The organism is Phenylobacterium sp. SCN 70-31 (genome assembly GCF_001724605.1).
Lineage (GTDB): Bacteria > Pseudomonadota > Alphaproteobacteria > Caulobacterales > Caulobacteraceae > Phenylobacterium.
The window spans coordinates 14,298-34,006 of record NZ_MEEX01000039.1 but is presented as its reverse complement, the minus strand read 5'-3'; the positions used below and the strand labels follow the sequence as shown (position 1 = coordinate 34,006).

Genomic DNA, 19,709 nt, shown 5'->3' with positions numbered 1-19,709 from the left:
TGCGGGCGCGGTGGATGAGGGCGTCCAGGTCCTCGGTGAGGAAGTCGGGTCGTTCGGTCCAGTCCCAGGCTTCGGCGTGGAAGCGTTCGGCCAGGTCGTCGCGCTCGGCGGGATCGCAGCCGGCGTCGTCGGCGGCCTCGCGGACGGCTTCGGCCAGGATGTCGAAGCGGCCGGCGCGGGCCAGACGGTCGGGATCGGGACGGGATGAAGCCCGTTCCGCGCGCTGGCGTCTCAGGCGGTCCTTCAGCGCCAGGGTCTGGCGGAGGGAGCGGGCGAGGCCGCGGTAGGCCCTGGAGAGTTCGGGGATGTCCTTCGGCTCTGCGGCCATGAGGGCGCCGTGGGCCTTCTCCGCGGCGGAGAGGTCCAGCGCGGCCAGCCGGTCCAGCGTGGCCAGAGCCAGAGTGTCGATGTCGGGTCCCTCGGACATGAGGGACATCCAACCACCCGGCTACGTCAGAAGCGGACGTAGGATGGTGGGAAGGTGGCGCTTTCCCTTTCCCCGTTCCGGACCTCCCAGCCGGACCCACGCGCGCCGCGCGTGGGCGGAACGCACGGCGACGTCGGCCTGAAGGCCCGGGCTCGCGGGGTCCGGGGAGGTCTGGGCCCGCGAGAGACGACCGTGGTTCCGCCGGGACTGGACGACCTCGGGGGAAGCCGTGCGTCCGGTCGCTACGCGGCGATCAGTACTGCCAGCTGGGAACGCTGCCCTCGCGCTCCTTGCGGCGCGCGAAGTGCTTCAGCGGACCGTCGTCGGTCCAGCCGTAGGCCAGCTCCGAGCCCAGGAGGCGGGCCAGGCGCTGGTCCTCCACCGGATCCAGGAAGTCGGCCGGCACGGTGTTCCGATAGTCCTCCTGCGGCGCGATGTATTCGCGGCAGAAGTAGTTCGAGAGATTGATCCGCAGGCCCGGCGTCTTGCGCGGGAACGAGCCGTGCCAGGTGTTGCCGTGCCAGATGATGGCCGAACCGGCCGGCACCTCGATCGGGATGACGTGCTCGTAGCGCTCGTTGCCGTCGAGCCACTTCTCCCACTTGGTGGGCTGGCGGAAATGACGGTGGCTGCCGGGCACCATGGCCAGCGCCCCGTCCGCCTCGGTGTAGTCGGTCAGCGCATAGTTGCAGTTGGCCACGTGGCTGTAGGGCGAGAACGGGTCGGGAATCCCGTTGCTGGTGTCGCTGTGCAGCAGCAGGCCCTTTCCGCCCGGCCCCTTCAGGTGGCAGCCCAGGCTGGAGAGGATGCAGTGCTGGCCCAGCAGATAGCTGACCAGCGGCAGGGTCTTCGGATTGACGACCGATTCCTTGAACCGCTTGTCCTTGTAGAGCAGGTACGGAATGAACGCGGTCTCGGCGTGCTCGGTCTCGTTGTCGATGTCGAGCTTGCGGCCGATGCGCGCCTCGGAAATCTCGATGATCCGGTCGCGGAAGTAGGCCGTCTGCTCGGGCGTCAGCGCGTTCTCCACCACCGTGAAGCCATAGGCTTCCAGCTCGGCCAGATTGCTCTCAAGCCCCTGCTCGCGGATCTCGCGGTAGATGTCGTTCAGGTCCGGCGTCGCAGACCAGTTGCCGATTTCCATTCGGTTTCCTCCCTGATTTTGATCTATGAAAACGCCACATGTCATTTGGTGTCAAGTGTCACTTGGTGACAAAATAGCCCCGCAACCCGGAGCCGATTGACAAGTGCGTCCGATGCGCTTTTGCTACTGAGTGACATAAGCGTCCAGGCGCCAATAACAAACAGGGAGGTACAGGGGGAATGCTGGTTCAGCACGCGCGTAAGCGCGCTTACATCGCGGGTCTGCTCGGCGGAGCGGCCGCAGCGGCGTTCGGAACGACAGCCTTCGCGCAGACCGCATCCACGGACGTGGACGAGGTGGTCGTCACGGCCCGCCGGGTCGAAGAGAACATCCAGAACGTGCCCGTGGCCGTCACGGCGCTGGGCGAGTCGGCCATCAAGGAGCGCGGGATCGTCACCACGACGGACGTGATGTTCGCCGCCCCGTCGATCCAGATGACCACCCAGTTCGGCCGCCTGTCGGGCGGCTTCAGCATCCGCGGCCTGGCCGGCGGCACCCAGGTCTACTACGCCGAAGTGCCCGGGGGCCCGACGGAAAGCGCCGCGCCGCTGTACGACGTGGGCTCGGTGCAGGTGCTGAACGGGCCGCAGGGCACGCTGTTCGGCCGCGCCAACACCGCCGGCGCCGTGCTGGTCACGCCCAACCGCCCGCGATTCAACGAGTTCAGCGGCTCGTTCGAGGTGAACCAGGGCAATCTGGGCCTCAGCCGCATCACCGGCGTCATCAACGTGCCGATCGTGGACGACCAGCTGGCCGTGCGTCTGGCGGTGCACCGCGACCACCTGGACGGCTACACCAAGGTGCTGGGCTCGTCGCAGCGCCTGAACGAGAACAACAGCCAGGAATTCCGCTTCAGCGTCGACTGGCGGCCGGGGAACGGCCGGTTCCGCAACTATGCGGTGCTCGACTACTACGACGTGGACCAGGCCGCCGGCGCCACCTCGCTGACGGCGATCAACACCTCGCTGGCGCTCTACAACCTTCCCGCCAATATCGACGCCCCGAACGGGCTGGCCACGGGGACCGCGGTCTTCGGCGCGGCCTGCAACGCGGCCGTCACGGCGGGCCTCGCCCCGAACCTCAACACCTGTATCGACCAGCGCCTGCGCACCGCGGCCACCTTCCGTCCGGCGATGGAAGCCGAGTTCGCGCGCCTCCAGGCCGGGGGCAAGGACGCCGCACGTTACGTGCCCGGCGACCCGAACCTCGACCTGCACGAAACCCTGCGCAAGTGGACCTTCGTCAACCAGTCGGAATACGACTTCGGCGAGGTCGGCTTCACCACCCTGACCCTGCGCAACATCTTCGGCTTCCAGGCCGCCAAGGGCGCGACCGGATGGGACGTGGACGGTCTGGGCGGGCTGATCCAGTCGTCGGTGTCGGTGTCGCAGACCTCGTCCTACGCCTTCAGCGTCTCGGCGCAGCAGCAGGGCAATCGCGCGGTCTTCGAGGCCGGGCCGTACCAGAAGGTCTACACCAACGAGACCCAGCTCCGCGGCGTGATCGGCGACGACCTGGTCTCGTGGAGCATGGGCGGCTTCTACCAGCGGACGCCGGCGATCCGGAACCTGGAGGGCATCCGCAACCTGTCGCGGGTCTATTCGGGCGTCACCCTGGCGACGCTGGGCTACAATCCGTCGTTCCCGTTCCCCGATGGCGGCATGACCACCCAGCGGGCGCTCTACGGCCAGGCGACGGTGGACATCGGCTTCCTGGCGCCCTTCATCCAGGGCCTCCACGCCACCGGCGGCCTGCGCAAGTCGTGGGACAAGTCCGAGATCTTCTCGCGGTCGGTGAGCACCAACCTCCAGACCGGCGCCTATGTGCCCGGAGCCCGGAACCGGAGCTTCACCAAGAGCGACGGCTGGAACTCGACCCTGACCCTGGACGCCCAGGTCAACGACGACCTGCTGCTCTATGTGGCCACGCGGAAGGGCTACCGGCCCGGCGGCATCAACCTGGTTCTGGATGCGGCCGGTCTGCCGAACTACACGCCGAACTACGCGCCGGAAACGGTGCGCGACTACGAACTGGGCTCGAAGTTCGACTTCCGCTCGGGCGGACTGCGGGGACGCCTGAACGCGGCCCTCTACCGCACCGAGTATTCGGACATCCAGCGCACCTTCAACGCCTCGGTGAACGGGGTGACGACGACCTACATCGTCAACGCCTCGGCCGCGGTCATCAAGGGCGCGGAACTCCAGGGCCAGATCGTGTTCGGCAACTGGGACCTGTCGGCCAACTACTCGTACGCCGACGCCGCGTTCACCGACTGGCAGGGCGCCGACCCGCTGGCGCTGATCCGGCCGGGCAACGCGCGGTGCCAGCCGCCGCTGACCGCCGCAATCTGCCTCATCGACCTGTCCGACAATCCGTTCCCCAACATCTCCAAGCACCAGGGCAGCTTCACGGTTAAGTACAATGTCCCGGTCGACCCGGACCTGGGGGACATCTCGATCCAGGGCACGCTCTACGCCCAGTCCCGCCGCTACTTCACCGACGCGGCGGCGCGGAACATCGAGCAGTACGGCGAACAGGTGCGCGACGCGCTCTCGCAGGGCGCGTTCGAGCGGATCAACGTGCGGGCCGACTGGAAGAACATCCGCGGCAGCCGGGTGAGCGGCGCGGTGTTCATCAACAACCTGACCGACGCCAACTACGCCCTGACGTCGATCCCCCAGCTCCACTCGCTGGGCACGGCGGTGCGCATCTACGGCGAGCCGCGCACCTACGGCGTCATGCTGCGCTACGCGTTCGGCCAATGACGTACGCGTTCGCGAGCCCGGGCTGGATGGCCTTCATGCACGGACTGGTGACCGAACGGGTCCGGCGCTTCCAGACGGAAGCGCCGGATATCTCCTGGTCGCTCTGCGAGGTGTTCACCGACCCGCCGGCGGACCTGTCGCCCGACGGGTCGCCCCTGGCCTGGCACTGCATCGTGCGCGACGGCGAGGTGACGTTCGGCGAGGGCGAACGGGACGACGTCGACGTGAAGATCGTCATCGACTACGAGGCCGTGGTCCCGCTGGGCCGCTACGACACGCGGGGCGAACCCGCGCGCCAGGCGGAACTGGCGGCCATGGCCCAGGCCCTGCGCGACGCCGGCAAGATGCAGGTGATCGGCGACCGGTCGAAGCGCGACCCGCGGGTCGGCGACTTCCACGACATCATCGCACGGGTCACGGCCTGACGGGCCGGGGCGGAGGGGTCCTCGCCCCCGCCCCTCCGGGCGTCAGCCGAACCGGCTCCCCAGCAGCTTCTCGCGCACCAGCCGGATCACCTCCAGCAGCGGCGCCTCGAGTTCGTCGTAGGCTTCCCGCGCGAAGATGCCCGCGCTCACCGAATAGTTGCCGCCGACCAGTCCCGCGGCCGCCACCGCGGCGATCACCGCGGCCTGGGGGTCGTCGCCGAGATCCTCGCGAAGGCCCTTGCCGAGCAGCGTCTGGTAGGTGGACTGGATCGACAGGTAGGCAGCCTCCAGCGCCGGTTCGGACCGGGCGATCTTGCGCAGGTTCGCCAGCGCCCCCCGCCGCGCCATGTCGCGGGCGTGCCGGATCACATGGGCGGTCCACAGATCGATGACCGGCGTCGCCCCCCGCCCGGCGACCGCCTCGCGGAACTCTTCGATCGCCGCATACTGTCCATGCAGCACGAGATGCGCCTTGCTGGGGAAGTAGCGCAGCAGCGTGCGCTTGTGGACGTCGGCCCGGTCGGCCACCTCCTCCAGCGTCGTGGCGTCGTAGCCCTGCTCCACGAAAAGATGGATCGCCGCCTCGGCGATCTGATCGCGGGTCCGCGCCATCTTGCGCGCCCGGAGTCCTACCTCGTCCATTCCCAACCTCAGCCCCCGTAGAAGAACAACCATCTTGACACCGCGGACGCAACTCCGCCTCGTGTCACTCAGTGGCGATTGTCACCGAATGTCTAGAAGGCGCGTTAGACGCCTGTCGTAAAGGGGGAGGCCGAATGACCCACGGGACCGCTGTCCAAGACGCCGCCGCGCCGGGAACGCCCGCCGCCGGGGGCCTGTCGGTCCGCACACGGGTCTTCTACGGCCTGGGCGAGGCCGGCGAGGGTCTCAAGACCGCGGCGCTCGAGACCTTCCTGTTCTTCTACTACGTGCAGGTGGTGGGGCTCTCGGGCGCGCTGACGGGGCTGGCCCTGTTCGTCGCGCTGCTGTTCGACGGCGTCTCGGACCCGTTCGTGGGGGCGTGGTCGGACCGGCTGCGCAGCCGCCTGGGCCGCCGGCATCCCTTCCTCTATGCGGCGCCCGTGCCCCTGGCGATCGCGCTGTGGTTCCTGTTCCAGCCGCCCGAGTTCGGCCAGTGGGGGCTGTTCGCCTGGCTGACGGCCCTGACCATCGCCGCGCGCTTCGCCATGACTCTGTACTTCGTGCCGCACATGGCCCTGGGCGCCGAACTCAGCCGCGACTTCGCCGAGCGCGTCTCGGTGGGCGGCTATCGCGTGCTGTTCGGCTACGTGGGCCGGATCATCGCCCTGGGGCTGGCGTTCTCGGTGTTCTTCGCCGACCGGCCCGGCTTCGAGAACGGGCAGCTCGACCCGGCCGCCTATCCGCCCTTCGCCCTGGCCACGGGCGCGCTGGTCGTCTTCTTCGTGATCGTCTCGGCCCTGGGCACCCAGCGCGCCGCCCTGGCGCTCCAGAAGGAAGACGCCGGCGCGGCGCCCCCTTCACACGACGGGCTGGTCCGCAAGCTGCGCCTGGCGGTGGGCTCGCCCTCGTTCCGGGCGCTCTTCTTCGCCCTGCTGGTCATGTACCTCTACAACGGCGTGCAGTTCGCCCTGGCCCTGCACATGAACACCTACTTCTGGGAGCTGCCCCCGCAGTCGGTGCAGCTCGTGTTCTACGCCAGCATGGCCGGCTATATCATCGGCATCCCGCTGGCGCGGCCCGCCGCCGGCCGCCTCGACAAGAAGGCCGCCTACATGGCCGGGATCGCCGGCTCGTGCGTCATGGGCTCGGCGCCGACGTTGCTGCGGCTGGCCGGCCTGGCGCCCGAGAACGGCGAGGCGGGCGTGCTGCCCCTGTTGATCGGATGCAGCTTCATGGCCGGCCTGATCGGCTGCATTCCCGTCGTGCTGTCGTCGGCCATGCTGGCGGACGTGGCCGACGAATACGACCTGACGCACGGCGGCCGCGCCGAGGGCCTGTTCTTCGGCGCCAACGCCTTCTGCCGAAAGGTCTCTCTGGGGCTGGGCGGCGCGGTCGCCGGCGTGGTGATCGACCTGATCCGCTTCCCGGCCAACACCGCCCCGGGCGCGGTTCCGCTCGACGCCCTGACCCGACTGGGCGTGGTCTACGGCCCGGTGATGCTGTCGGTCCTGTTCCTGGGCCTGGCGATCATGATCCCGTACAATATGGGCCGCGCCCGGCACGCCGCGATCGTCGCCGAGCTGCGACGGCGGGATACGGCCCAGGCGCCCACCCGGCCGCCGCCCTAGCGGCCTACCGAAGCTCGACCACCTTGCCCTGGGCGGTGACGCGCTCGATGCGCATCTCGGCCGTCCCGTCGCTGCGGGGATAGCCCTCCAGCGTCACGGGCTTGCCGGGGCCGACCATGTCCTGGGTCAGGCCGCGGGCGGTCATCCGGGCGATGGGCGCCAGGACGACGTCCCAGGTGCGGCCCTGGTAGCTGACCTTCGCCGTGGCGTGGGGATTGCCCCAGGCGACGTCGGTGAGCGGGGCGGTGACCTTCACCACCTTGTCGGCGTCGTAGGAGCTCCAGCCGTGGTGAGCCAGGACGGCGGCCGGGGCCAGCGCCAGGCCGGCGGCCAGGATGACGGTTCGGATCATGCGCGGTCTCCATAACCCCCAGTTGGCGCCCCAGGCCGAGCCTATGCCGTCCGGGCGGTTCGCGGAACCCGCCCTCTGGATCGCCTACGGCAGCGCGAAGGCCACGACGTAGTCGCCCTTGGGCGCCAGGGGATTGCCGCCGCCGCCGGCGCTGACCACCACGTACTGCTTTCCGGTCTTCGGCGAGACGTAGGTGGACGGCGTGCCCGCGGCCGAGACCGGCAGGGCGCCCTTCCACAGGACCGCGCCGGTGGCGTTGTCGTAGGCCCACAGGTAGGGGTCGGTGGTCGCAGCGCGGAAGGTCACCCCGCCCGCCGTGGTGATGGGTCCGCCGATACCCAGGGTCCCGATGGGAATGGGCAGGCCCGACCGCAGGCCCAGCGGGGCCTGGGCCTCGGCCGTGCCGGCGGGAACCTGCCAGACGATCTCGCGCGTGTGGACGTCGATGGCGCTGATCATCCCGTGCGGCGGCTCCAGGCAGGGCGCGAACAGCGGGCTGAGCAGCCATTCGTTCTTCGACGCGTAGGCGATGGCCCGGGCGCTCTGCGGCGGCCGGCCGGCGACGCGTGCGGGGGAAAGCCGGGCCTCGCCGGTGCGCTCCAGACTCACGGTCTGGGGCATGCGCACGTCGGAGACGATGAGCAGGCCGCGACGCGGGTCGAAGGCGCCCGAGCCCCAGTTCATGCCGCCCGCGTTGCCGGGGAACTGGAGCGACGGCCGCTCGGGGCCGCCCGGAGGCGTGAAGTCGCCGTCGTAGCGCACGCTGCGGAAGCGGATGCGACAGGCGAGCTGGTCCAGCGGCGTGGCGCCCCACATGCGCTTCTCGGTGACGGCGTCCACGCCCACCGCCGGCATCTCGGCCGAATAGGGCTGGGTCGGCGACAGCCACTCCCCGGGCATGGCGCCCTGCGGCACGGGCGATTCCACCACCCGGGTCAGGGGCGTCCCGGTCCGCCGGTCGAGCACGAAGATCTGGCCCCGCTTGGTGAGCTGGACGAGGGCCGGCGCGCTGCCCTCGCCGACCGGGAAGTCGACCAGCATCGGCTGGGCGGGCACGTCGTAGTCCCAGACGTCGTGGTGGACGGTCTGGAAGCGCCAGCGCTCCTTGCCGGTGCGCACGTCCAGCGCCACGACCGAGGACGAATAGCGTTCGGACACCGCCGTGCGATGCGAGCCCCAGTAGTCGGGCGTCGCGTTGCCGATCGGCAGGTAGACGAGCCCCAGCGCCGGGTCGTAGGCAGGCGTCGACCACATGTTGGGCGTGCCGCGGGTGTAGGTCTGGCCCTCGGGCGGCAGCTTGTCGATCGCCGGGTCGCCGAGGTCCCAGGCCCAGGCCAGTTCGCCGGTGACCACGTCGTAGGCGCGCACCACGCCGGAGGGCTCGCCCACAGCCTGGTTGTCGAGCACCCAGCCGCCGACGATCACGAGGTTTCCGGCTACCATCGGCATCGAGGTCTGGAAGTAGAAGGGCGGCTGGAACGCGCCCATGCCGGTGCGGAGATCGACCACCCCGCCCTGGCCGAAGCCGGGGCAGCGCCGGCCCGTGTCGGCGTCCAGCGCGATGAGCTGGGCGTTGATCGTGGACGACAGGATGCGGCGTACGCAGGCCGGCGGGGCGGGCGCGGCCGCGACCTGCTGGCCCGCGACGGGAGTCGGAGCGGCGTTCGTCGCCGGAACCCGGTTCGTCGGGGCCTTGGCCGCGGGGGCGTTGGCCGCGGGCGCGCGGGCGGGGGCCCGGGTAGGAGCGCCGCTCGCCGTGACGGGCGTCGAGGCGGACGTCGGGGCGGGCTCGGTCCCGTCCCAGTAGCCCACGCCCCGGCAGCGGTGCCAGAAGTGGGACTGGACCTTCGGATCGTGGCGCCACTTCTCGCGGCCGGTGTCGGGGTCGAGCGCGATGACGACGTTGCGGGGCGTGCAGACGTAGACGGCGCCGCCCGCCATCTGAGGCGTGTTCTGGTCCTGATCGCCGGCGTGGGCCGGAAGGGCGGTGCGGAAGGTCCAGGCGACCTTCAGCTCGTCGACGTTCTCGCGATTGATCTGGTCCACCGGGGAATATCGCGATCCCCCGGGGTCGCGCCCATAGGCGCGCCAGTCGCCCGCCCGCTCGTCAGCCGGCGTCCCGCTTCCCGGCGTCTCGCTCCCCGGTGGCTGGGGCCGCACCACGGCCGGCGAGGCCGCCTGGCCCCAGGAGAAGGTGGCCGGAAGGGCCGCCGCCTGGACGCCGAGCAGGACCAGCGACGTCAGCGCCACCGCCGCACCCGACTGGTTGCGCCGCGCCCCCCGGGGCGCCGTCGGGATCACCAGCAGCAGGAACAGGCCCAGGACCGCCGGGGCGAACAGGCGCGGCAGCAGCGGCCAGAAGGCGAAGCCGGCCTCCCACAGCGCCCAGCCGAGGGTGGCCGCCAGGGTCGCGGCATAGACCAGGCCCGCGGCGGGATGGCGGCGGACCGCCATGACCCCCGTGGCCGTCACCGCGGCGCCGGCCAGCAGGTAGTAGGGCGAACCGCCCCGGAAGACGAGATAGCCACCGCCCAACAGCAGGGGCAGGCCGACGAGCGTCACGAGCCCGCCCCCGATCCACGCCCAGATGCGGGCCGCCCAGCCCGCCGCCCTGTCGCTCACCATCGCCGTCCCCCGAGGGCGCTCCGCCAAGCGCCGCCGCCGACCTTATGAGGAATCGGCGGCCGCATGAAGGGTGCTGGACCGCGGGTGGGTAAAGCGCGATAAGCGTACGCAAGTTTCGAAAACAGAACGCGGGTTTCCTGAAGACCGCAAAACGGGGAGAAGGCGCGATGACGGGCAGGCCGAAGCTCGCGGCGGGGCTCGCGGGGGGACTCGCGGCAGGGATGATCTGGGCGGGGCTCGGCGCGACGGCCCATGCCCAAGGCCAAACTCAGGCTATCCAGGCGCCCGCGCCGAACGACTATGCGCGCGCCGAGTCCTGGCTCTGCTGGCCCGGCAAGGCCGGCGACGCCTGCGCCATCGACCTGACCACGACGGTGGTGAACGCCGACGGCTCGACCCGCGTCGAAACGTTCAAGGCCGACCCCAAGGCGCCGATCGACTGCTTCTACGTCTATCCGACCGTCTCGAACGACAAGGGCGTCGTGTCGGACATGCAGGCCGGCCCCGAGGAGCTGAACGTGGTGAAGCAGCAGCTCGCCCGCTTCGGCTCGAAGTGCCGGATCTTCGCCCCCCTCTACCGCCAGTTCACGCTCACGGCGTTGCAGGCGTTGGTGATGGGCGCGCCCCTCCCCGGCTCGGCCGACCCCGCCATGCGGCAGGTGGGCTACAACGACGTGGTCGACGCCTGGAACCACTACCTCAAGACCGAGAACAAGGGGCGCGGCGTGGTGCTGATCGGCCACAGCCAGGGCTCGGGCATCCTCACCCGGATGATCCCGGCCGAGGTCGAGGGCAAGCCCGTTCAGAAGCAGCTCGTCTCGACCCTGATCCTGGGGTCCAACCTGCCGGTCGAGGCGGGCAAGGACACGGGCGCGTTCAAGACGATCCCCCTGTGCCGGTCGGCCGGCCAGACCGGCTGCGCCATCAGCTACGTGACGTTCCGCGACACCGTCCCGCCGCCGCCGCAGAGCCGGTTCGGCAAGGTGGCGCAGCCCGGGATGGAGGCCGCCTGCACCAACCCCGCGGCGCTGGGCGGCGGCAAGGGCGACCTCAAGGCCTATCTCGCCAACGGCATGAACATCGCCAGTTCCGCCGCGGCGGCGCCGGAATGGGTGAAGGGCAAGGCCAACCCCGCCACGCCGTTCGTCGCGGTCCCGGGCCTGATCTCGGGCCAGTGCGTCTCGAAGGACGGGTTCAACTACCTGGAGGTCCACATCGCCGCCGACCCGGCCGATCCGCGGACCGACGACATCAACGGCGACGTCGTCGGCCCCGGCGGCGTGGTGGCGACGGACTGGGGGCTGCACCTGATCGACGCCAACATCGCCATGGGCGACCTGGTCGACATCGTGGGCCAGCAGTCCAAGGCCTATCTGGCGAAGAAGTAGAAGGCCGGCGCGGGCGCGGTTCAGCCCGCCAGCCCCGCCGGAGTCAGGGCGAGGCTGAGCAGAATCAGGGCGATCGCGGGATAGATCCACACCCCCATCCCGCGGAAGGCCCGCGCCCACGGCCCTCGCCCCTCGGCGTACGCCCCCTTCAGCCGCAGGCTGTAGATCATGACGCCGGTGATCGAGAGTCCGGTCAGGAACACGCCGAACACGAACCAGATCACCTTCGTGACCAGGCCGCCGAACGTGCCGAAGTGCAGCGGGTCGGCCATCTCCGAGATGCGCTGGTGGACGCCCAGGTCCTCGCCGCGCGACACCATCCGCACGGCCCCGGAGTCGGGATCGAGCCAGACCGCGTTCGAACGGTCGCGGACCAGCAGCGCATCGGCCTGGCCCGATACGACCAGACCCCGCGCGCCGTTGGCCGCCGGAAAGCGCACCTCGTTGATCCGTAGCGTCGGATAGGCCGCCTGGGCGCGGGCGACCAGGGCGTCCAGCTCTGGCCCGGCAGGGGCCGGCAGCGGCGCCTCGATCTTCGGCGGCTGCGGATGCGGCGGCGCCTGACCGCCCAGCACCTCGACCAGATACCAGAGGCCGGTCAGGATCATCAGAACCAGGAACCAGAGGCTCCAGAGGCCGCCCAGGCGGTGCAGGTCGCCGCTCAGACGCCGCGCGCCGCCGCGCCAGTGCGGATTGCGCAGAAAGCCGCGCCAGAACTTCTTGTAGGTGACCAGCCCGGTGACCAGCGAGGCCAGCAGCAGGAACGACATCGAGCAGACGATCGGCACGCCGTACTTCACCGGCAGCATCAGGTGGCGATGGGTCTGACGCAGGACGCGGTGGATGTTGGCCCAGCCACCCGTGCCCGTGACCTCCGCGGTCCAGGGGTTCACATAGACCCGCTCGATCCGCTTGCCCCCCGCGTCCACCCAGACCTCGGCGGCGAACCAGGGATCGGTAGGCATGTAGACGGACTGGAGCCGGCCGCCGGGAACCTCGGCCCGGGCGGCCGCGGCGATGTCGCCCAGGCTGGCCTTCTCGGCCGACTGGGGCGCGACGCGCATCGCCGGCGTCGCCATCCAGTCCAGCTCATGGGCGAAGACCGCCAGCGTCCCCGTCGCCAGGACGAAGGTCATGAAGATCGAAAGCTTCAGGCCGGCCCAGCTATGCACCACCCACCACAGCGACCGCGCCTTGACGCGAGGCGGGGCCTTGGCGGGCGCGTCGGCGGTCAAGGCGCCCATGCGGCCCTAGAACTTCCGGCGGACCTCGACGAACCACGTCCGCGGTTCGCCGGGGAACGAGCCGTTGCGCAGGCTGAAGCCCGAGGCCGCGTAGGTCTCGTCGAAGATGTTGTCCACGCGCAGCATCACCTCGGCGAAATCCAAGGTCTTGATGATCGAGGCGTCGAAGACCGTGTAGGGCTTCACCCGCTGGCCGTCGAACCCGACACGCTCCGAGACATATTCGCCGCCGAACGCGAAGGCCGTGCGGATCGACTCCACCTGATAGCGGGTCCAGAAGCCCAGCTTGTGCTTCGGTGCGTTCACGAAGCGGTCGCCGACGGCGTTGGTGATCGCCTGGCCAGGGACCGTCCCGGTGACCCTGGTGTCGTTGTAGCCGTAGTTCAGCGTCAGCACCCAGGCGGGCGTGATGTCGGCCGCGAGATCGAACTCGAAGCCCTTGGACGTCACTTCGCCGATGGGGGCGAGCTGGTCGCGGCCGTTGACCGGCGGACGCGTCGTGTCGGTCTGGAGGATGTTCTCGCGCACGATCCGGTAGATGGCGGCGCCGGTCTGGAGGCGGCCGCCGAACAGCGCGGTCTTGACCCCGCCTTCGAGCTGTTCGCCGGTGACGGGCGCGAAGGGGCCGCCCACCACCGCGTCCTGGCTGGCCGCGCCCTGCGGTTCGAAGGTGTTGGACCAGCTCGCATAGACCGAGACATCGGGCCGCGGCTTGAAGACCGCCCCGGCGCGCCACGTCAGGTCGTCGTCCTTGTAGCGGACGCCATTGACCCGGTTGCGGTCGTTGAAGCTGTCGTAGCGCACGCCCCCGACCAGGATGAACCGCTCCGCGATCATCATCTGGTCCTGGATGTAGACACCGGCCCGCCGGCTGGCCGAGGCCGACCGCGTATACGCCCGGGCGGCCAGATTGTAGTTCGCGCCGCTGGTCCGGCCGTAGACGGGGTTGAGGATCGACAGGTTTGGAACCGGCCCCCCGCGCGTGGGATCGACGGCGGTCCGGCCGAGCGACTCGCTGTTCTCCTCGTACCAGTCGCCGCCCAGCAGAATCCGGTGGTTGACGGCGCCGGTCGCGACGTCGGTCGCGAAGTTCCCGCCGAAGGCCAGGCCGTCGCTGGCCCGGCGCTGATCCCGGAATTCCCGCGTGATGGTGTCGGGAACGCCGTTGCCGTCGGTGTCCAGCAGATCACGCTGCTCGTGGTACTCCTGGGCCTCCTTGGCGTCGAAGTGACGAACCTGGAAGTCGCCCCGCATGGGACCGTCGGGGTCCCAGACCAGCTTGGCCCGATAGACCTCGGCGCTCGACTTCAGATAGTCGCTCGGCTCGTTGTGGTTCCAGGTGATGCTGGTCAGGAAGTTCCCGGCCCGATCCACCTGCACGCCCCGCAACCGGTTGCCCGGCAGATCCTGGTCGTATGCGGTGTAGGCCACGGTCAGCGCCAGGTCCTCGCCGGCGCGGAACGTCAGGCCGGCGTCGCCGATGAAGTTCTCGCTGCGGGCGTTCTTCCGGAAGCTGTCGCGCTCCTCGTAGAACAGGCCGACCCGTCCGCTGAGACGATCGACCAGAGGTCCCGTCACCTCCACGGCCGCGCCCAGACGATCGTAGTTGCCCGCCGTCAACCGCACCTGGCCGCCGAAGGTCTCGCCGGGCGTCTTGGTCACGTAGTTGATGGTGCCGCCGGGCGACGCGGGGCCATACAGCATGCCGGCCGGCCCTTTCAGAACCTCCACCCGCTCGATGTTGAAGAGCTGGGGCACCGAGAATGCGATGAACGGGTCGCCGCGCAGACCGTCGTAGTACGTGCCCGAGCCGTCCTGACGGAAACCCCGGAAGGTGACGCCGGCGTACGAGAAGAAACTCAGGCCCGAGATGTTCCGGTAGAGGTCGGTGACGTCGCGCGCGCCCTGATCCTCGATGAGCTGGGAGTTCAGGATCTGCACCGCCTGGGGGATGTCCAGCGGATCGGCGTCGATCTTGCCCACGGTGGTGATTTCGGCGCGGTAGAGGCGCTGGGCGCGGCTGGTGACCACCAGCTCGTCCACGGTGGTCGAACCTCTCGCGCTCTCGGCGTCGGTGACGTCGGCCCGGGCCGGCGTTCCTCCGGCGGCGCCACAGAGAAGGCCCACCGCCGAGGCGCCGGCCAGCCAGACAGTCCGCATCGCAATCCCCCTGATCCTCGCGATCCGCCGCGATGGCCGGGGTGTTATTGCGAATAGTTCTCATACGCAACCATTTTGCGGTTGCGTTTCATTGTCAGAATTTCTGCGCCACGGAAGGGCGGACGGCTTTGCGCCGCCCGCCCCCCTTCTCAGCGTCCGGTCAGCTTGCGCCCGGCGAAGACGCCGAGGGCCAGGAAGATGAGGAAGCCGATGACGGCGATGAAGAACAGGATCTTGGCGATACCGGCGGCGACACCGGCGACACCGCCGAAGCCCAAGGCGCCGGCGACCAGCGCGACGATGGCGAAGATGAGGGCCCACTTCAGCATAGCGTCTCCTTCAAGGCTGCAGATGAGGTCGCCAGGAGAACGCCGATCAGGCTTGACCGTTCCGCGGGACACGATTCCTTGTTTCCCGCCGCGGCGCCCCTGCTCTATGACCGACGGACATGGCCAAGACCCCCGAAAGCCCCCTCGAGCCCTTCAAGCGCGCGCTGGCGCACGCGGCGCGATCGCTCGCCGAGACCCCTGACCTGGAGATCGTCTATTCGGGCGAGGGGCCGCAGCTTTCGGGCAACCGCGCCGTCCTCCCCCACCCGCCCCGCGACCTGACGTCGGACGACGCCGCCCGCATCCGCGGCCTGGCCGACCAGATGGCGCTGCGCATCGCACACCACGACCCGGCCGCACACTCGCGCACCCGGCCTCATTCCGGGGCCGGCCAGCCGATCTACGACGCGCTGGAGCAGGTGCGGATCGAGGCCGTGGGCGCCACGGCCATGGGCGGCGTGCGCGAGAACCTGAAGGCGGTGATGAACCACGCCTGGCAGCGGCGCGTGTTCAACGAGGCCGAGGCCCTGGCCGCCCCGCCCATGGCCGACATCGTCTCGCTCATGGTGCGCGAACGCCTGACCGGCGAGCCGCCGCCGCCCAGCGCGCGGGCGCTGGTGGACATGTTCCGCGGCGACGTCGAGGCCAAGGCCGGCGCCGACCTGGACCGGCTGGAGGCGTCGCTGCACGACCAGAAGGCCTTCGCCCGGATCGCCCGCACCATCATCCGCGACCTGGAGATGGGCGACGACCTCTCGGACGCCCCCGAACAGGCCGACGAGGACGCCGAGGGCGAGGACGAGGGCGATCCCGACGCCCAGGACGACGGCGACGAGGGCGAGGGCGAGAGCCAGTCGCCGCAGCAGACGGCGATGGACGACGACGAGACCACCACGCAGGAGTCGGACGAGACCGACAGCCAGATGGTCGAGTCCGAGATGGACCCCGACGCCGACGACAGCGACGAGCCGCCCGAGATGGGCGACGGCGAGCAGCCCACGCGCCCCGACCCGTCCGGCGACAACCGCGCCGTCACCTACAAGGTCTTCACCACCGCCCACGACGAGGTGGTGGCGGCCGAGGAGCTGTGCGACCCCGAGGAGCTGTCGCGGCTGCGCGCATATCTCGACCAGCAGCTCGCCAGCGTGTCGAACGTGGTCTCCCGCCTGGCCAACCGGCTCCAGCGCAAGCTGCTGGCGCAGCAGAACCGCACGTGGTCGTTCGACCTGGAGGAAGGGATTCTCGACGTGGCCCGGCTGACGCGGGTCATCATCGATCCCACGGCGCCGCTGTCGTTCAAGGAAGAGGACGACACCGAGTTCCGCGACACGGTGGTCACGATCCTGATCGACAATTCCGGCTCGATGCGCGGGCGGCCGATCATGGTGGCCGCCGTTTGCGCCGACATCCTGGCGCGCACGCTGGAACGGTGCGGCGTGAAGACCGAGATCCTGGGCTTCACCACCCGCGCCTGGAAGGGCGGCAGCTCGCGCGAGGACTGGCTGAAGGCCGGCAAGCCCGCCCAGCCCGGCCGGCTGAACGACCTGCGCCACATCATCTACAAGGCGGCCGACGCGCCGTGGCGGCGCGCGCGCAAGAACCTGGGCCTGATGATGCGCGAGGGCCTGCTCAAGGAGAACATCGACGGCGAGGCGCTGATCTGGGCGCACCAGCGGCTGATCGGACGGCCCGAGCAGCGGCGAATCCTGCTGGTGATCTCGGACGGCGCGCCGGTGGACGATTCGACCCTGTCGGTGAATTCGGGCCACTATCTGGAGCGGCACCTGCGCGAGGTGATCGGCGAGATCGAGGGCAAGAGCCCGGTCCAGCTCATCGCCATCGGCATCGGCCACGACGTGACCCGCTACTACAAGAACGCCGTGACCATCGTCGACGTGGAGCAGCTCGCCGGCGCCATGGTCGAGCAGCTCGCCGACCTGTTCGACGAGGAGGTGCGCAAGGTGACGCGGCGAACCGCGGGCCTTCTCGCGCCGCCGCCCAACACCGAGGGTCCGGCCGGGGGCGTCATGAAGCGGTCGACCTTCAAGGAGGTCCGGAAGGTCAGCGCATGACCGGCCGTCGCGCCCTGCTCAACTGGTGCGGGATGAGCGCGGCGCTGGCCGTCGCCGCCTGCGCGCCCCAGCGGGCCGAGCTGCCCGCCGCCCCCGTGCCGGCGGGCGACGTCATCCGCGTGACCGCCACGCCCGTGGCCGAGCATCCGGGCGGAGCGCCGGCGGGAGCTTCGGGGGGACGCAGCCGGTTCGCCTACGCCGGCGGCGTCGAGCTGTCGTCGGCGGACACCTCGCGCTTCCACGGCCTGTCGGACCTGGAGGTCTTCGACGACGACCGGTTCGTCGCCATCACCGACGAGGGCGACATCGTCCGCGGCCGGCTGGTCCTGGACTCGGCCGGACGGCTGACCGGCCTGTCGGACGTGACCCTGAAGCCGGTTCTGGGCGTCGACGGCCGGCCGCTCAGCGGCGCCAAGGCCGATTCCGACATCGAGGCCCTGGCCGTCTTCCCCAACGGGGACATGCTGCTCGGCTTCGAGCGCAACCACCGCATATGGCTGTATCCGGCCGCGGGCGGCCCGCCCCGCGCCGTCCCCTCGCCCGACGCCCCCTTCCCGGCCAACGACGGGATGGAGGCCCTGGCCGTGGCGCCGGAACACGGCCCCGACGCCTATCTGGCGGGCCGGGAGGACACGCGCGAGACCTGGATCTGCCGCCTGTCGGCCGCGTGCGTCCCGCACATCCGGATCGCGGGCGACTATCCGCGCAGCCTGGTGGCGGCGCGCGGCCTTCCGGGCGGGCGCTGGGTGTTCCTGCTGCGCGACTACAGCCCGGCGGTCGGCAACACCATCACGGTGCTGATCGCGGACCGCGAGGGCCGGCCCATCGACCGCCACGACATCCGCAGGCCCTCGACGGTGGACAATTTCGAAGGCGTGGCGGTGCGCCCGCGCGCCGATGGCTCGGTGCGGGTCTACATCCTGTCGGACGACAATTTCTCGACCGTGCAGAGGACGCTGCTGATGGCCTTCGACTGGACGCCGATCCCGAAGGCGCCATGAAAAAGGCCGCCCGGGTGGGCGGCCTCTTCGAAATCCGGCGAGCGGATCGGGCTTACGCGGCCGCTTCGGCCAGCTTCGCCTTCACCTGGCGCTTGATCTTCAGCGCCTTGGCCGACAGCACCTCGTCCCGGGCCTTCAGCAGCACGACGTCGAGGCCGCCCTTGAAGTCGAGGGTGCGCAGCGCCGCATTGGTGATGCGCAGGGTGAACGACTGGCCCAGCGCGTCCGACGGGACGGTCACGGCCGTCAGGTTCGGCATGAACCGGCGCTTGGTCTTGATGTTCGAGTGGCTCACGTTGTGGCCGACCATCGGCCCGACACCCGTGAGTTCGCAACGGCGCGACATGGCGAGACTACCTTCGCAATAAGACGGTGCGCGCCAGGCCGGAGGCCCGCGCGAAGAGCGGGCGATGTAGAGGAACGGCCCCTCCGCGTCAAGGCGGAGCAGCCGGACGCGGCCCAGACTCCGCCAAGAGTTTGCAGGGAGAACCCGCAGACAGAACTCTGGGCCCGACCGCCCCGTCCGGCGACGCTACGCCGGCGTCCGGTCCAGCTCGGCGCCCAGCAGGCCCAGCAGTTCGCGCATGCCCTCCTCGCGGCCGGCCACCGCGGCGGGATCGCCGAAGTAGGCGCCCTGCTCGGTCATCAGCAGCCGGGCGCCGCCGCCCTCGGGCAGGAAGTCCAGGGTCAGCAGCGAGACCGACAGCGGCTCGCCGCCCATCGTCATCCGGTAGGTGTTCACGATCCGGCGGTTGGGGATGATCACGTGGTACTCGGCCGCGAACGTCATTTCCGGACCGTCGCCGTAGCGGAAGCCCGAAAACTCGCGCCCGCCCTCGCGGAAGTCCAGTTCGTGACTGTGGACGACGAACCCCTCGCCCGACACGCGCCAGCGATAGAGGGTGTCCTTGTCGGCATGGGCGAAGAACACGCGCTCGACCGCGTGCGGGTAGAAGCGTTCCAGCGTGAAGCGGCCGTGGGTGAGCGTGGGCGCGGTCATGGCTTGTCCTTCTCGGCGGCGGCCATCCCGTCGAGAACCGCGCCCAGGCGATCCAGGCGCGTCTCGGCGAGGGTCCGCCGGGCTGTGATCCAGTCGGCGAGCCCGTCGAGCCCGCCGGGGGCGAGCTGGCAGGTCCGCACGCGGCCCACCTTCTCGCTGGTGACGACGCCGGCCTCCTCCAGGACCTGAAGGTGCTGGACCACGGCCGCCAGGGTCATGTCGAACGGCCGGGCGAGATCGCTCACGCTGGCCGGCCCCAGGGCCAGCCGTTCCACCATCGCCCGGCGGGTGGGTTCCGCCAGGGCCCGGAGCGTCGCGTCGATCTGCAAAAGGTTTAGCATCGACTTGAGCATCTAGTTGCCGCGGCCCGATAGTCAAGCACCCCCTAAACTATCTCGATTCAGGCCGCGAAGGGGCGGCATCGAAAGGAAAACCACGGAAAGTACGGAAGACACGGAAATCGCAGCTTCGCCTGCCGTGGCCTTCTGCGCCTTCCGTGACTCTATG

Annotated in this window: 17 protein-coding genes; 6 read left to right on the top strand and 11 right to left on the bottom strand. The window is 70.0% G+C overall.

Features of this window, described 5'->3' with window-relative positions:
* Both ABS78_RS21520 and ABS78_RS21515 read right to left on the bottom strand, forming a co-directional pair.
* Positions 1 to 427, bottom strand: a 427-nt coding sequence (locus ABS78_RS21520; protein ID WP_293384431.1) for a hypothetical protein, incomplete at its 3' end; no start/stop codon positions are given.
* A 253-nt stretch (positions 428 to 680) separates the two neighbouring features.
* The gene (locus ABS78_RS21515) at positions 681 to 1,571 is read right to left on the bottom strand and encodes a phytanoyl-CoA dioxygenase family protein (RefSeq protein ID WP_293384428.1); all 891 of its coding nucleotides are present in this window, start codon (positions 1,569 to 1,571) and stop codon (positions 681 to 683) included.
* A gap of 179 nt (positions 1,572 to 1,750) precedes the next feature.
* Between ABS78_RS21515 and ABS78_RS21510 the strand changes: the two genes are divergently transcribed.
* Together ABS78_RS21510 and ABS78_RS21505 are read left to right on the top strand one after the other, a co-directional pair.
* Positions 1,751 to 4,336, top strand: coding sequence for a TonB-dependent receptor (locus ABS78_RS21510; RefSeq protein WP_293384425.1), 2,586 nt, complete (start codon positions 1,751 to 1,753; stop codon positions 4,334 to 4,336).
* Positions 4,333 to 4,761, top strand: a complete 429-nt coding sequence (locus ABS78_RS21505) for a hypothetical protein (protein WP_293384422.1) — start codon at positions 4,333 to 4,335, stop codon at positions 4,759 to 4,761. Before ABS78_RS21510 ends, ABS78_RS21505 begins: the two co-directional genes overlap by 4 nt.
* Positions 4,762 to 4,803: 42 nt before the next feature.
* Here ABS78_RS21505 and ABS78_RS21500 read toward each other — a convergent pair whose 3' ends face one another.
* Positions 4,804 to 5,403: a TetR/AcrR family transcriptional regulator gene (locus tag ABS78_RS21500; RefSeq protein WP_293384419.1), complete on the bottom strand. Its 600-nt coding sequence runs from the start codon at positions 5,401 to 5,403 to the stop codon at positions 4,804 to 4,806.
* Between the two features lie 134 nt (positions 5,404 to 5,537).
* Here ABS78_RS21500 and ABS78_RS21495 point away from each other — a divergent pair, with 134 nt between their 5' ends.
* Positions 5,538 to 7,031: an MFS transporter gene (locus tag ABS78_RS21495; RefSeq protein ID WP_293384416.1), complete on the top strand. Its 1,494-nt coding sequence runs from the start codon at positions 5,538 to 5,540 to the stop codon at positions 7,029 to 7,031.
* A gap of 4 nt (positions 7,032 to 7,035) precedes the next feature.
* On the opposite strand, the gene ABS78_RS21490 is transcribed toward ABS78_RS21495, so the two are convergent.
* On the bottom strand, positions 7,036 to 7,383 hold the full coding sequence (locus ABS78_RS21490) for a DUF6152 family protein (RefSeq protein ID WP_293384413.1): 348 nt from the start codon (positions 7,381 to 7,383) through the stop codon (positions 7,036 to 7,038).
* Positions 7,384 to 7,467: 84 nt separating this feature from the next.
* Entirely contained in the window at positions 7,468 to 10,008 is a 2,541-nt protein-coding gene (locus tag ABS78_RS21485; protein WP_293384410.1) for a membrane-bound PQQ-dependent dehydrogenase, glucose/quinate/shikimate family, read from the bottom strand.
* 167 nt (positions 10,009 to 10,175) lie between these two features.
* Between ABS78_RS21485 and ABS78_RS21480 the strand changes: the two genes are divergently transcribed.
* Positions 10,176 to 11,396, top strand: coding sequence for a DUF3089 domain-containing protein (locus tag ABS78_RS21480; RefSeq protein ID WP_293384407.1), 1,221 nt, complete (start codon positions 10,176 to 10,178; stop codon positions 11,394 to 11,396).
* A gap of 20 nt (positions 11,397 to 11,416) precedes the next feature.
* On the opposite strand, the gene ABS78_RS21475 is transcribed toward ABS78_RS21480, so the two are convergent.
* From ABS78_RS21475 to ABS78_RS21465, 3 genes are all read right to left on the bottom strand, one after another.
* A complete protein-coding gene (locus ABS78_RS21475) occupies positions 11,417 to 12,640 on the bottom strand; it encodes a PepSY-associated TM helix domain-containing protein (protein ID WP_293384404.1) in 1,224 nt (407 codons plus the stop codon).
* Positions 12,641 to 12,646: 6 nt separating this feature from the next.
* Entirely contained in the window at positions 12,647 to 14,800 is a 2,154-nt protein-coding gene (locus ABS78_RS21470; protein WP_293384401.1) for a TonB-dependent siderophore receptor, read from the bottom strand.
* Between the two features lie 149 nt (positions 14,801 to 14,949).
* Complete coding sequence (locus ABS78_RS21465; RefSeq protein ID WP_293384398.1) at positions 14,950 to 15,129, bottom strand: DUF1328 domain-containing protein; 180 nt, start codon at positions 15,127 to 15,129, stop codon at positions 14,950 to 14,952.
* A gap of 119 nt (positions 15,130 to 15,248) precedes the next feature.
* Between ABS78_RS21465 and cobT the strand changes: the two genes are divergently transcribed.
* Both cobT and ABS78_RS21455 read left to right on the top strand, forming a co-directional pair.
* Positions 15,249 to 17,201 (top strand): cobaltochelatase subunit CobT, encoded by a 1,953-nt coding sequence (gene cobT / locus ABS78_RS21460; RefSeq protein ID WP_293384395.1) that lies wholly within the window; start codon positions 15,249 to 15,251, stop codon positions 17,199 to 17,201.
* The gene (locus ABS78_RS21455; protein ID WP_293384392.1) at positions 17,198 to 18,202 is read left to right on the top strand and encodes an esterase-like activity of phytase family protein; all 1,005 of its coding nucleotides are present in this window, start codon (positions 17,198 to 17,200) and stop codon (positions 18,200 to 18,202) included. Before cobT ends, ABS78_RS21455 begins: the two co-directional genes overlap by 4 nt.
* Before the next feature lie 52 nt (positions 18,203 to 18,254).
* Here ABS78_RS21455 and rpmB read toward each other — a convergent pair whose 3' ends face one another.
* From rpmB to ABS78_RS21440, 3 genes are all read right to left on the bottom strand, one after another.
* The gene (gene rpmB, locus ABS78_RS21450) at positions 18,255 to 18,548 is read right to left on the bottom strand and encodes a 50S ribosomal protein L28 (RefSeq protein WP_293384389.1); all 294 of its coding nucleotides are present in this window, start codon (positions 18,546 to 18,548) and stop codon (positions 18,255 to 18,257) included.
* A 186-nt stretch (positions 18,549 to 18,734) separates the two neighbouring features.
* Positions 18,735 to 19,202: an SRPBCC domain-containing protein gene (locus tag ABS78_RS21445; RefSeq protein ID WP_293384386.1), complete on the bottom strand. Its 468-nt coding sequence runs from the start codon at positions 19,200 to 19,202 to the stop codon at positions 18,735 to 18,737.
* A complete protein-coding gene (locus ABS78_RS21440) occupies positions 19,199 to 19,555 on the bottom strand; it encodes a metalloregulator ArsR/SmtB family transcription factor (protein WP_293384383.1) in 357 nt (118 codons plus the stop codon). The genes ABS78_RS21445 and ABS78_RS21440 overlap by 4 nt, the downstream gene beginning before the upstream one ends.
* Positions 19,556 to 19,709 lie beyond the last annotated feature (154 nt).

What these genes read in the sequence shown, in the direction of transcription:
- ABS78_RS21505 (WP_293384422.1), top strand. Translation starts at nt 4,333, where the DNA reads ATGACGTACGCGTTCGCGAGCCCGGGCTGGATGGCCTTCATGCACGGA.
- ABS78_RS21445 (WP_293384386.1), bottom strand. Translation starts at nt 19,202, where the DNA reads ATGACCGCGCCCACGCTCACCCACGGCCGCTTCACGCTGGAACGCTTC.
- ABS78_RS21480 (WP_293384407.1), top strand. Translation starts at nt 10,176, where the DNA reads ATGACGGGCAGGCCGAAGCTCGCGGCGGGGCTCGCGGGGGGACTCGCG.
- ABS78_RS21455 (WP_293384392.1), top strand. Translation starts at nt 17,198, where the DNA reads ATGACCGGCCGTCGCGCCCTGCTCAACTGGTGCGGGATGAGCGCGGCG.
- ABS78_RS21515 (WP_293384428.1), bottom strand. Translation starts at nt 1,571, where the DNA reads ATGGAAATCGGCAACTGGTCTGCGACGCCGGACCTGAACGACATCTAC.
- ABS78_RS21475 (WP_293384404.1), bottom strand. Translation starts at nt 12,640, where the DNA reads ATGGGCGCCTTGACCGCCGACGCGCCCGCCAAGGCCCCGCCTCGCGTC.
- ABS78_RS21440 (WP_293384383.1), bottom strand. Translation starts at nt 19,555, where the DNA reads ATGCTCAAGTCGATGCTAAACCTTTTGCAGATCGACGCGACGCTCCGG.
- ABS78_RS21485 (WP_293384410.1), bottom strand. Translation starts at nt 10,008, where the DNA reads ATGGTGAGCGACAGGGCGGCGGGCTGGGCGGCCCGCATCTGGGCGTGG.
- ABS78_RS21470 (WP_293384401.1), bottom strand. Translation starts at nt 14,800, where the DNA reads ATGCGGACTGTCTGGCTGGCCGGCGCCTCGGCGGTGGGCCTTCTCTGT.
- ABS78_RS21500 (WP_293384419.1), bottom strand. Translation starts at nt 5,403, where the DNA reads ATGGACGAGGTAGGACTCCGGGCGCGCAAGATGGCGCGGACCCGCGAT.
- cobT (WP_293384395.1), top strand. Translation starts at nt 15,249, where the DNA reads ATGGCCAAGACCCCCGAAAGCCCCCTCGAGCCCTTCAAGCGCGCGCTG.
- ABS78_RS21510 (WP_293384425.1), top strand. Translation starts at nt 1,751, where the DNA reads ATGCTGGTTCAGCACGCGCGTAAGCGCGCTTACATCGCGGGTCTGCTC.
- rpmB (WP_293384389.1), bottom strand. Translation starts at nt 18,548, where the DNA reads ATGTCGCGCCGTTGCGAACTCACGGGTGTCGGGCCGATGGTCGGCCAC.
- ABS78_RS21465 (WP_293384398.1), bottom strand. Translation starts at nt 15,129, where the DNA reads ATGCTGAAGTGGGCCCTCATCTTCGCCATCGTCGCGCTGGTCGCCGGC.
- ABS78_RS21490 (WP_293384413.1), bottom strand. Translation starts at nt 7,383, where the DNA reads ATGATCCGAACCGTCATCCTGGCCGCCGGCCTGGCGCTGGCCCCGGCC.
- ABS78_RS21495 (WP_293384416.1), top strand. Translation starts at nt 5,538, where the DNA reads ATGACCCACGGGACCGCTGTCCAAGACGCCGCCGCGCCGGGAACGCCC.